The sequence below is a fragment of the Kitasatospora sp. NPDC036993 genome (assembly GCF_055607525.1).
This window is the reverse complement of record NZ_JBVJRP010000017.1, coordinates 36,027-47,885: the sequence shown is the minus strand read 5'-3', so window position 1 is coordinate 47,885 and position 11,859 is coordinate 36,027. Positions and strand designations below refer to the sequence as shown.

Genomic DNA, 11,859 nt, shown 5'->3' with positions numbered 1-11,859 from the left:
GTCAGGTCACGCTCAGGGCGTCCTGGTTGATGGAAACGGTGGCGCCGACGAGCGAGATCTCGGCGCCCTGGCCGTTGCTGATCCGGATGCCCGTGTCGTTGATCACGATCGAGGCTCCGCCCGGTGTGCGGAGGGTGATCCCGGTGGTCGGATCGTCGGACAGGACGATCACCCGCCGCCCGGAGGTCTCCAGCACCGTGTTCGGCACGCCCGGCGGGCCGGTCGTCGCCTCCACCGGGACCTCCGAGGCGGAGCCGTACCAGCAGCCCGTCCAGACCGGGTAGCTCTGGTCACCCTGCTCGAACTCCAGCCACACCCCCGCCCCGACCGGCGGGACCGCGTAGTGCCCCATGCCGGGGCCGGCCACCGGGAAGCACGGCATCGCCCAGGTCGACGTGACCTCGCCCAGCACGTCGGGCACCTGGGCCTGGATGCGGCCGATCCCGAGCGGGTCGACGTTGTTCACCACCGTTCCCCGGAACTTGCCGAGGTAGCGGGTCGGTTCGGCCATGCCGGCAACTCCTGACTGTGGTGCCTCGATGGTGTGGCGCCGCGGGACTGTGCCGCCACGACGGTGTGGCGCTACGGGACGACGGTCGGCTGGAGGGCGATCAGGCCCTCGCGGGTCAGCGTGAAGTTCTGGGTGTACGAGCCGCGCTGGAGGTTGTGGGTGACGCTCTTGACGAAGTACAGGCCGTCGTAGGTGAGCCCGGCGCCGCGGACGCCGACCAGCTCGCGCGGCCGCAGGACGTGGCCGTACCGGACGACGTCGAGCTGCCCGGAGCCCGAGACGGCGTCCGCCGACTGCATCGCCTTGGCGATGGTCTCGGCGACGGCCTGGGCGGTGTCCTTCTTGGCGGTGTCCGCGATGACCTTCTTCTTCAGCGCCGGCGCGGGCCTGAGCGCGAGCGGCGGGCGCAGGATGCTGACCTCCGGCACCGGCAGGACGGCGGACACCCTGGTCGCCGGGAGCTGGATGCGGGCCTCCGGCTCCTCGCGGGCGGTCCCGTCGAAGGCGAAGGTCAGCTGGTCGACGTTGGACAGCGCGTCCATGTTCACGTTCAGCGCGTGCTGCGGGACGCCGAGCCGGTTCTCCGGCCCCCAGTAGGCGCGGCTCGTCCCGGGGACCGGCCCCGGATCGAGGTAGAACACGTAACCGTTGGCCTTGGCCAGCTCGTTGACGTATCCGAGGTCGGTGCCCTTCTGGAAGTCGATCCGCCGGGTGGGCATCGGCGTCTGCGGCACCAGCTCCGGGATGACCAGCGGCACGATGCCGTACTGCCCGTACGTGCCGATGATCGCGGCGACCCGGGCCGCCGGGGACATCGCGGGGAACGGCACCCCGGCCCGCTCCTCCAGGTCCATCAGCACCGTCAGGTCCTCGCCGGTGACGGTCAGCGTGGACTGGCCGGGCTGGTTGCTGATGCCGACCTCCTGGCGGATGATCACACCGTCCATCAGCACGGTCGGGGTGCCCGTGACGGTCACCATCAGCACGACCCTGATCTTCGGGTCGAAGAAGCCGCCCGGCAGCAGCGCGGTGTTGATCGGCCCGCGCTTCGACAGGTCGAAGGCGAGCTGGAAGCCGCTGCGCTGCCCGGACGCCACCGTGACCTGCGCCGACAGCAGGGCGTCGGTCACCGGCTGCGGCACCGGCACCGGGATCTGCGGACCCATCAGCAGACTCAGGTGGACCGACCCGATCGGCCCGCCGCCCGTGACGGCCGGGGCGTCAGGCATTCCCCACCCCCGGCACCCCGCCGGGCAGCGCGACGACGATCCGCCGGCCCGGCGTCGCGGTCAGCTCCCGGGGGTCGAGCACCGGGTTGGCGTCGGCGATCCGCCACCACTGGTCGGCGCTGCCGAGATAGCGGTAGGCGAGCAGGTCGGGGCGGTCGCCGGCACTGACGGTGTGCTCGGCGAGCGGGGTCAGACCGTCCGTGCCCGGCAGCAACCGCCGTCGCAGGTAGGGGACCTGGCGTCCGTCCGGTGCCGTGTGCAACGCCACCGGGACGCCGTGGTACCGGCTGGTCGGCGGGTACGGCGAGGGCGCGGGCAGCGCGTCCAGCGGGTGGTCGGCGGTCACCGGAATCCTCCTCCCAGGCCGAGCGCACTCAGCCGGCCGTCGGCCGCGGAACCGACCAGGCGCTCCTTCTGCGCCAGGTGCGCCAGGTACAGCTCGGCCCCACGGTGGCCGGTCGGCAGATCGCTGACGGTCAGGACGCGCAGGCCGATCCCGACGGTGGCCCTGATCGGGTTCAGGTCGATGTCGAACGCCTCCTCGGTGATGGTGAGTTCGGTCAGCCGCACCGGCAGGATCCGCTTGCTGCCCCAGGTGAACAGGGTGAGCGGGGCCTCGACCGGGGTGATCTCCAGGGTGCCGACGGCGGCCAGCCCCTGGTTGGTCCTGAGCCGGGCGCTGGCCGGCTGCACCAGCAACTCCAGCGTGGCCAGCTGCGGATGGATCCCGTTCGGCGCCGGCAGCTCCAACTGGTCGGTCGCGTCCAGCTCCGCGGTGAACTTCCACGTCTCCACCGCCGGACCCTTCAGCCGCAACGCCTCCGTCCGGTCCCCGGTCCCGTCGGCCCCCGCGGCCTGCGGGGCGAGCGAGCGCTCCAGACTGTCGGGGTTGAACTGCAACACGACGACCCGCTGCGGCGTCCCGCGCAGCGCATCGACGATCACCAGCCCGGCCCTGATGGGCCTGGGGGTGTCCGTGTACCCGGTCATGACCCATCACCTCCCCCTCGGACGCGATAGGCCTCAAGGACGAGCCCTGCCCGCTCGCGAATCTCGGTGACGGGATCCTGTGCTGCCAGATTCTGTAGCAGCGGGATGTACTCGGCCCACGGTGAATACGTGCTGGCCCACAGTGACATGTCCCGCACCTGGGAATCCGGATGGGTCAGCCCGCTTTTGACCCGCCGAAATGTCTCGTCGTGAAAGCCATCCGGAGATCCGAGCGCGAGTCGAATGATTGACAGGCCGAGTTCAATGGGATTCGGTGCGTTGTCGACACACCAGAGCAACTCGGTGTGGTCCCACGGGAAGAGCTCCTCGGAAATCATCTCCCCGACTGGTTCCACGCTCTCGCGGGTCGGGCCGTGTACGATGAGATAGCAATTCTTCGACATGCCGTCCTCGACATAATCGAGGACGCTTTCATCACCCAGATCCCAGGAGACGGTGTACGGGCTTCCGCCTTCGCGCCGGGCCTCCACTTCCGCTCTCCTCGGCCAGCCGTGGAGGCCGGCAAACTCGTCCACCTCGTCCTCCGCCGGGTACGAGCGCAACACGATTCTGGTTGTCTTGAATTTCGAGTTCCGCATCGATCAGTCCATTCCGTTCCGAAGCGCCGTGTAGCGCGGGTCGATATTGTACATCCGGTGAATTCGATCTCGGATCTGCTGCATGAGTCGCTTTCGCTTCTCCTGTCCGGTGGCATAGGAATCCACGACGATTTCCTTGCCCAGGCTTCGGACCCACGCCTCGACGACATCGACTTCCCGATCGCGTAGCCGTTCCGCGAAAGACGTCCGGTCCGCTCCCTGGAAGATGGACGCGCGCAACTCCCTGGCCCCTGCCTGTGAATCCTTGGGCGCCATCGGGTGGAGTCGTGCCGCGTCCGCGAGGGTGACATGGCCACGTGCCGCCATGTCCAGGAGCATGGCACCGGTCGACATGGTTCCGACGTTCCGCAGGCCCTCCTGCTGGATCATCAGCGAAGTCAACTCTGCGGTGAAGCGCCGGTTCGGCCCGTCCGGCATTCTTCCACCGAGGATTCCGACCGCCTGTTGGGCGATCACCTGCTGCTTCAGGGCGCCGCGTCGTCCCTGCCACGAGTCGAACAGACTTGCAATCTCCTTATATGACAGACCCATGCTGTCCCTGCGGGACGGAGCTCTTTTTCGCTCACCTCGCCACGGCTGTTTCTCTTCCGAACGGTAAGGAATGCTGAAAAGGATCCCTCGGTTCCTCGTGACTCGCCCCCACCATTGCTGCCAGTCGACGTCGAGGGCGGCTCCGGACTGATCCCGATAGCGTTGGATGTCCACCTGCCACATGGTTGTTCCCGGGCGCCCGCGGAGATACTCCTGTACCTCCGCGCCGGAGCGGTTGCCGAGTTCGTGTACTTCGTAGCCCCGGCCGGCGGATGTCGGTATGGAGGTGGGGCCGGGTATCGAATCCTGGCTGACTCCGGCGGTACGTGCCCACTGCGGCGCTCGCACGACCTCTGCGCCGACCTTGCGGACGAACGCCAGCAGATCATCGATCGGGAAAGCCACGCCGTGCAGGAAGACGATGTCGGGATTGAGCCAGGCACGGAAGCGGATACTCCGCTCTCCGAGCCACTCCAGGCCGGAAAGTCGGTACCAGGTCCGCATCGCCGCGAGTACGGCTCGAATGGTGATGTCAGAGGCGCCGCGGTGGAGCAGTCCCTGCAGTTTCGGAGTGATCTTTGCAACGATCAGAGAGAGCCGCTGCTCCTTGGCCGCCCGCGAGTTCTCGTGGGCGCGGCGTTGGGCGCGCTGCTGTTGGCGCTTCTGGTGCCACGCGCGGAGGCGGTCGCGCTGTTTGCGGTAGGCGTCGCGGATGCGGTGGGCGCCGTTGGTGAGGGCGCGGCCGAGTTTGCTGTTGAGGAGTTTGCGGCCGAGGGTGCGGGCCGCGACCCGGACGCGGTTGAGTGCCGCCTTGACCGTCTGGCGGGAGGTGTTGAGGGCGCGGCCGACGGGGGAGGTGGGGCGGCGGGGCCGGGTGGACTTCGGGTGGGTGACCTGGCGGCGCTGGCGGCCGGGGGCGGTCTCCTGGTGGTGCTCCGCGCGGCGGACGGTGTGCCGGGCCGGGCCGGTACGGGCGGGTCGGCCGTGGGCGGGGGAGGGCCGACGGCGCAGCGACTGGCCGGCCCGGCGCAGGCCGGCCCGGGCCTTGTTGACCGCCCGTCCGGCCGCCTCGCGGGTGCCCCGGCCGGCCCTGGCCAGGCCCTTGAGGATCTTCTGGGCTATCCCCCTGAGCTTGGTGCCGACCGCCTTGCCGGCCCCCTTGAGCTTGCTGAGCAGGAAGTTGGAGATGAAGTCCAGCAGCGCGACCACGCCCGCCGCGACCGCTTCGGCGAACAGGCAGGCGGCCGATCCGGACTTGACCGCCTTGAGGAAGGCGACGAACTTCCCGATCGCCGCGATGATCTTGCTGATGGTGTTCCAGGCGGCCGTCAGGCCCTGAATGATCGCCATGATCGCGCCCGCCGCCGGCACGATCATCGACACCAGCTTCTCGACGACGATCGAGACGATCATCCCGGGCAGCGCCGCCACGATCGCCTGCCAGGCCATCCGGCCGATCTGGGCCATCGAGACGCAGCCCTTGACCAGCACGTTCACGAGGGTGGAGGTCAGGCCGACGACCGACTCCACCTTCTCGTCGAACCAGGTCCGCACCGCGCTCTTGATCGCACCCCACAGGTAGTGCTGGATGCCGTCGACCGCGGCGGTGCCGAGCTTCTTCAGCCACCCGCCGGGGTCCGGCGCGATGTCGCCGATCAGGGCCGCGAACTCGCCGAACACCGCGATCGCCTTCCGCACGAAGTCGATCGCGTCCATCACCGCCGTGCGGACCGCCTCGATCGCGGCCTTGAGCCCCGTCTCCAGCGCGTCCAGCAGGGCGTTCAGCCCGGCCGCCAGCGCGTCGAGCAGCTTGTTGACGGCGTTCCTGAGCCGGTCCGCCCACGCGTTGACCTTGGCGACGGCCTTGTCGCGCCACTCCTCGATCTTCCTGCGGAACCTGTCCCGCAGTTCGGGGAACGCCGCCAGCAGGACGTCGCAGATCCTGATCAGCGCGTCCGCGAGCTTGTCGATCAGCTCGACGGCGAACTTCCTGGCCTGGTCGATCGCCCAGTCCGCGAACTTCCGGAAGCCGTCGATGATGTCGTTGATCAGGCCGCGGAAGTAGTCGAAGACCTTGGTGACCGCCTCGACCAGCGCGTCGAAGGCCGCCTTGACCTTGGACTTGACCCAGCCCCACCAGCCCTCGGACTCCTCCTTCTTGCGGTCCTTCTCCTTCCGCGCCTTCTCCTCGGCCTCCTTCCGCTTGTCCTGGATCTTCTGGTTGTCCTGCTGCCGGCGGTCCTGGACGTCCTTGTCGGCCTCGGTGCGCTTCTTGTCGATCGCGCCGGTCCTGTCCTTGTGCTCGGCGTCGGCGTCCCGGTCCGCGCCGGAGATCTGCTGGTCCTGCTCGGTGCGCCACTGTTCGCGTTCGGCGGTGACCTTCTCCGCGGCCTCGCCCCGCTCGCCGGCCTGGGACTGGGCGTTGTCGGCCACCGCCTGGTCGACCTCGGCCTGGTTCTGTCGGCGGGCGTCGGCTTCGCCCTGCTTCCGCGTGGCCTGTTCGGAGGCCAGCCGGCCCTGGCCCCGGCCGACCGCGGCCTGGATCTGCGGGCCGCGCTCCTGCCGGGTCACGATGCCGATGCCCGGCTTGGTGTCGACCGCGCTCCCGGCGCCGGCGCCCCCGCGCCTGCGGCTGCCGCCGGGGACGGAGGCGGTGAGGGTCTCCTTCGGCACGTCCGGGTAGATCCGGTCCTCGCCCATCGGCTTGGCGGCGTCCTCCCGGCCGACGCCGAGGATCCTGGCGGAGCCGTCCTTGAGCTTCGCCGCCTGCCGGTCGGTCCGTGCCGGATCGCTCTCGCCGGTCAGTTCGACCGTGGGCGCCCGGCCGACGGTGGTGTTCAGCGCCGGGTCGGTGGAGGGCACACCGTCGACCGCGCCCTGGACCTGCTGCACCTCCTGCGCCGAGACCTGGTTGCCCGCGTCGTCGGCGACGTGGGGTGCGGCGACCCGGTCGCCGGGGTTGCGGCCCGCGACCTTCTTCCGCTCGGCCTCCTGCTGCTCGCCGTCCGGGCCGGCAGGACCGACCCGCTCCAGCCGCTCCGTCACCGCCTCGGCCGGCGGCGCGGCCTCGGGCGTGCCGGACTGGGTCTGCGGCGCCCCGGACGGGCGCTGGGCGGCCGGCGGGGACGCCTGAAGGGCGGCGTGCTGCTCGGCGACCGTACGGTCCACCGAACCGTCCACGCCGTCCAGCGTGGCGGCCAGCTGATCGGGCGGCAGGCTCGCGGCGGTGGCGAGCGCGCTCTGCGGGTCCTGGGCGGAGACGTCGGGCGGGGCGGGCTTCTCCTCCTCCTTGGCCGGGGCCGGGCCCGCGCCGCCGGCGGCTCCGGCCGCGCAGCCGCCACCGCCACCGGGGGCACCGTCCGGCTCCGCCTCGGTGGTGGGCTGCTGCGGGCCCGCGCAGGCGCCGCCGCCGGCCTCCAGGGAGGCGTCCTGGGCGGGCCCGCCGGCGAGCGCGGACGGTGCGTCGGCCTGCTCGGCCGCCGGACCGGCGGCGCCCGGCATGGTGTCGGGCGCGGTCTCGGGCGCGCTGTCCCGGACGCCGGCGGGCCCGCCCGGGCCCTCGCCGCCGACCGGCCCCGCCGCGCCGGGGGCCGCGCCGCGCTCCGGGACGGGCTCCGGGACGGCGGGCTCGGGTGACGCCGCGGGCTCGGCCTCCCGCGCCGTCCCGGCGGGCGCCGCCGCGGCCTCCGGCTCCCGCTGCTCCGGCTCAGCCTCCGGTTGCGGCTCCGGGGCCACGGGTTCGACGGCCCGGGCCTGGGCCGGATCGGGGCCGACCTCCTGCTCGACCGGCCGCTCCGGCTGGAGGTCGCGGCCACCGCGGTCCTCGGCCTCCCCGGCCCCCGCCGCGGGGGCCGGGGAGGGGGCGGCCCCGGGCTGGGCCGGCTCGGGTGGTGCCGCCGGCTCCTCGTCGGTCTCCGGCCGGCTCTCGCGTTCCTCCTGGACCTGCTCGGCCTTGGTCGCGGGCGGCTCGGGGAAGGCCGGTGCCTCGGCGTTCGCCGCGGGTGCGCCGTCCGCCGACAGCGGGATCCGGTCGACGGTCGGGACGGCGGACACGTCGAGGTCCGACGAGGGCAGGAAGTCCCCGGGCCCCAGCTCCGGATCGGTGGCGCCGGTCGACTGCGCCTGCCGCTCCTGGTCCGCGCCCGGGGTGTCGTGGACCTCGGCGTCCGCGCCGGGCTCCACGCCCAACGGCCGTTCCTCGTCCCGGGTTTCGCCCTGCGGGTGGTCGCCCTCCAGCAGCCCGTGCCGGGCGAGCGGGCTGTCCGGCGCCTGGGCGATCGCGTCCAGGCGCTCGGGCTTGACGGGTGCGGGCTGCGGCGGAGGTCCTGCGGCGGGCTCCTGCGGTGTCGTCCCGGCCGAGGGCTGGGCGGCGGTGTCCGGCTGCCCGGCCCCGGGCGCGCCGGTCACGGGGACGGCCACCGGCGGGGCGGCGGCCGCCTCCGCCGCGACGGGAGCCTCCGGCGCCGTCTCGGGGACGGACGCGGGCTGCTCCTGACCGGCCGCGGGCTGCCCGGCCGGCTGCGCGCCCTGAGGTGCCGGGCCCGCCTCGCCCTCCGCGGGCGGTGCCGGCTGCTCGTCCTGTTGCTTCGGGCTTTCCTCGGTGTCCTCCGCTTCGCCGTCCCGGCCCTTGCGGTGCCTGCGCCGCCCCTTCGGGCCGTCCGGCCGGTCCGCCTCCTGATCCGCCTCCTGGGCCGGTCGCCGGTCCCGCTCGGGTCCGGGGTCGTCGTCCTGCTCGCGCTCGTCCTCGGCCCGCTCGGCGGCGCCGGTGACCGGCTCGGGCGTCTGCGCGCCGTCCCCGTCGGCCGGGCGGTGTTCGGCGGCCTCGACCAGCTCCAGCACCCGGGTGTAGTCCGAGGAGGGCAGCCTGTCCTCCAGCCGGGCGAGCACGGACTCCTGCAACTCGGGTGCGAAGCGGGCGAGTTGCAGGCGTACCCGGCCGGAGGAGTCGGTCGGGTCGCCGCGCAGCGAGCGCAGGATGCCGGCCGCCAGCCGGTCGACCAGCGTCGCCGGATCGAGCCGCTCGGTGCGGAACCGGTCGGCGTCGACGGTCGCGTAGCGGAGCCAGCCCGGGGTGGCTCCCGGGGTCGCCGCCGTCGGCCGGTCGGCGCGCGCGCCGTGCTCCGCCTCCCGTTCGATCGCGTCCTGCGGCAGGCTGACCGCGCCCAGGTCGCGGCCGGCCCGCAGCGCGCCGAGCGGGTTCGGGGCCTGGACGGTGTGCAGCAGCTCGTGGGTGAGCAGCCGCCGGCCGTCCTCGGCGGCCGGCCGGTACCTGCCCTCGCCGAAGAAGAGGTCGGGGCCGACGGCGACGGCGTCCGCGCCGATCAGCTCGGTCAGCGCGGCGGAGTCCCGGTCGGTGTGCACCCGGACCCGGCTGAGGTCGTGCCCGAGCCTGGCCTCCAGCTCCCGGCGCACGCCCGGGTCGAGCGGCTGGCCGGCGCCGGAGACGATCTCCTTCGGTTCGGGCGTCCTGGCCTTCGGCGTCCGGGTCTTCCGCCGGGCCGAGCCCTGCCTGCTGTCCGGTGCGGAATCCTTCGCGGCGGCGGCGAGTCGCGTCATGTCCGCCCCCGTCCCGGCGGCCGGCCGCCGCCGGACAGCCCGGTGTGCACGGCGCGGGCGAGCGCCTCACCGAGCCGCTGCGGCGAGGTGCCCGGCGGCAGCGGGGGCAGCCCGGAGAGCAGGTCGAGGGTGCGGTCGCCGCCGGCCGCGAGCGGCACGCCGCGCGCCTCGACCAGGCGGGTCAGTTCGCGCCGGAACGCCGCCGCCAGCCGGTCGTGGTCGAGGTGCGCGAAGCCGTCGAGGACCAGCTCGCCGATCTCGACCTCGATCCGTCGGGTACCCCCGGGCCTGGTACCCCCGGGCCAGGCGCCGCTGTGCCCGGGGTCGCTCCGCCCGGGGTCGCTCTGCTTTGCCCCGAGCCCCTCGGTCAGATCCATCCGCCGACCTCCGAGGGCGTCAGCGAGCGCTCCAGCTTCAGGTACTCGGTGCGCGCGGCGGCCAGCAGGTGCCGCATCTCCACTGGGCAGCCCTCGTCCGCGGCCAGGAAGGCGCCGGACAGCGCGATGTTGCGGATCGAGCCGCCGGCCACGGTGAGCTGGGCGAGCCGCTCCGGATCGAGGCCCCGGCTGGGGGTCTGTTCGGGGATGACCCGCCGCCAGATCTCGGCGCGCTCCGGCACCCCGGGGAACGGGAAGTCGACCACGAACCTGATCCGCCGCATGAACGCCGGGTCCAGCGCCTTCTTCATGTTGGTGGTGAGCACGGCCAGGCCCCGGTAGGCCTCCATCCGCATCAGCAGGTAGCTGACCTCCAGGTTGGCGTAGCGGTCATGGCTGTCCTTGATCTCGCTGCGCTTGCCGAACAGCGCGTCGGCCTCGTCGAACAGCAGTAGCGCGCCGCCGCGTTCGGCCGCGTCGAAGACCCGCCGGAGGTTCTTCTCGGTCTCGCCGATGTACTTGCTGACGACCTGGGAGAGGTCGATGACGAACAGGTCCACGCCGAGCCGCCCGGCGACGACCTCGGCCGCCAGCGTCTTCCCGGTGCCCGACCCGCCGGCGAACAGCGCGGTGACGCCGAGGCCGCGGCGCAGCACCGACTCGAACCCCCACTCCTGGTAGACCGTGCCGCGCCGGCGGACGTGGGCGACGATCTCGCGCAGCGTCGCGCGCTGGCGCTCCTCCAGGACCAGGTCCTCCCAGTCGGCGCGCGGCTCGACCCGCCGGCCCAGCTCGTCCAGGGACATCCGGGCCTCCACCAGCCCGGCGTGCCAGGCCAGTGGGCTGATGTCCGCGCCGTTGTCCCCGCCGTCCTCGGCCGCCCGCCGGGCCGTCGCCGCCGCCGACCGGATCACATGGCCGGGCAGCGAGAACTGCGCGGCCAGTGCGCGGAGTTCGCCCTCGGCGATGCCCGGCGCACCGTCCAGCGCCGCGGCCCAGATCGCCAGCTGCTCCTCGGGGCCGAGCGGGGGCACGGTCAGCCGGGCGCGGTCCGAGGTACCGGCCGGCGGGGGCTCGTCGCCGGACACGACCAGTGGCACCGCCAGGCTCGCGAGGAAGGCCTCCGTGCCGTTCGGGGCCTGCGGGCGCTCCCGGCCGGGCTCCCCGCCCTCCACCAGCAGCGCGGCCGGGATCAGGATCGCCTCCCGCTGCCAGAGCCGGGCGAGCCGCTCGCGCTCGGCGGGTTCGGTGGGCAGGTCCTCGCGGTGGGCGGCGTAGAGGCCGAGCCCGGCGCGGTGGGCCGCCGCCGCAGCGATCTCCCAGCGGGTACGGCGGTCGGCGCCGGTCAGTTCGGTGTGCGGCGGGCCGGTCAGCCCGGTCGCGGTCCATCCGTGCGCCAGCTCGGCCGCGCAGCGCTCGTGCGGGCCCGGCAGCTCGCCGGGCGGCCGGACCGGGGTGAGCAGGCCGTGCAGCCGTACGTCCAGGTACGGCACGCCGACCAGGAAGTGCAGCACCCGCTCGTCGATCCGCAGCCGGGAGGCGGTGAGCGCCGTCTCGTCGTCCGGTTCGACCAGCCGGAAGCGGCGCAGCGGGCCCACCGGGGTGAGCGCGCTCCAGTGCGGCTGGTCCAGGGCGGCGAGGGCGAGCGAGAACGTCGGGTACGTGTGCCCGGGGTCGCCGCACGCCGCGGCGCACCGGGCGGCGGTGGTGGGGTCGATCGCGGGGGCGGCGGCCAGCACGAGGACGTCGCGCTCGAACGGGGTGAGCCCGAAGGAGGCGGTGAGCGCGTCCAGGGCGGTGGCGGGCTGCCGGCGCCCGCCCCGGCGGCCGGCGGGAGCGGGCGGCGCGGGTTCACCGGGCGGCGTGGGTTGACCGGACGGTGCGGATTCACCGGTCGGTGCTGGCCCGCCGGACGGCGGCCGGTCGGTGCGGCCGGCCGCGTGGGCGTCGAGCCGTTCGAGCACGGCGGTGACGGCGGCCGACAGCGACCGCCGGTGCGGCTCGTCCGCCGGGCCGTCGCGGCCCTGCCTTCGGCGCGTGCTCAT

Annotated in this window: 8 protein-coding genes; all 8 read right to left on the bottom strand. The window is 73.3% G+C overall.

Features of this window, described 5'->3' with window-relative positions; genetic code table 11:
• Nucleotide 1: 1 nt before the first annotated feature.
• Nucleotides 2–511, bottom strand: coding sequence for a phage baseplate assembly protein V (locus ACZ7C5_RS29955; protein ID WP_401088246.1), 510 nt, complete (start codon nucleotides 509–511; stop codon nucleotides 2–4).
• Nucleotides 512–582: 71 nt separating this feature from the next.
• Complete coding sequence (locus tag ACZ7C5_RS29950; RefSeq protein ID WP_401088244.1) at nucleotides 583–1,740, bottom strand: hypothetical protein; 1,158 nt, start codon at nucleotides 1,738–1,740, stop codon at nucleotides 583–585.
• Nucleotides 1,733–2,086: a hypothetical protein gene (locus ACZ7C5_RS29945; protein WP_470323829.1), complete on the bottom strand. Its 354-nt coding sequence runs from the start codon at nucleotides 2,084–2,086 to the stop codon at nucleotides 1,733–1,735. Before ACZ7C5_RS29945 ends, ACZ7C5_RS29950 begins: the two co-directional genes overlap by 8 nt.
• Nucleotides 2,083–2,730, bottom strand: a complete 648-nt coding sequence (locus ACZ7C5_RS29940) for a CIS tube protein (RefSeq protein WP_401088241.1) — start codon at nucleotides 2,728–2,730, stop codon at nucleotides 2,083–2,085. The genes ACZ7C5_RS29945 and ACZ7C5_RS29940 overlap by 4 nt, the downstream gene beginning before the upstream one ends.
• Nucleotides 2,727–3,266, bottom strand: coding sequence for a hypothetical protein (locus ACZ7C5_RS29935; protein WP_470323828.1), 540 nt, complete (start codon nucleotides 3,264–3,266; stop codon nucleotides 2,727–2,729). Before ACZ7C5_RS29935 ends, ACZ7C5_RS29940 begins: the two co-directional genes overlap by 4 nt.
• 66 nt (nucleotides 3,267–3,332) lie before the next feature.
• Nucleotides 3,333–9,437 (bottom strand): eCIS core domain-containing protein, encoded by a 6,105-nt coding sequence (locus ACZ7C5_RS29930; protein WP_470323827.1) that lies wholly within the window; start codon nucleotides 9,435–9,437, stop codon nucleotides 3,333–3,335.
• On the bottom strand, nucleotides 9,434–9,814 hold the full coding sequence (locus ACZ7C5_RS29925) for a hypothetical protein (RefSeq protein ID WP_470323826.1): 381 nt from the start codon (nucleotides 9,812–9,814) through the stop codon (nucleotides 9,434–9,436). The genes ACZ7C5_RS29930 and ACZ7C5_RS29925 overlap by 4 nt, the downstream gene beginning before the upstream one ends.
• Nucleotides 9,805–11,859, bottom strand: coding sequence for an ATP-binding protein (locus tag ACZ7C5_RS29920; protein ID WP_470323825.1), 2,055 nt, complete (start codon nucleotides 11,857–11,859; stop codon nucleotides 9,805–9,807). Before ACZ7C5_RS29920 ends, ACZ7C5_RS29925 begins: the two co-directional genes overlap by 10 nt.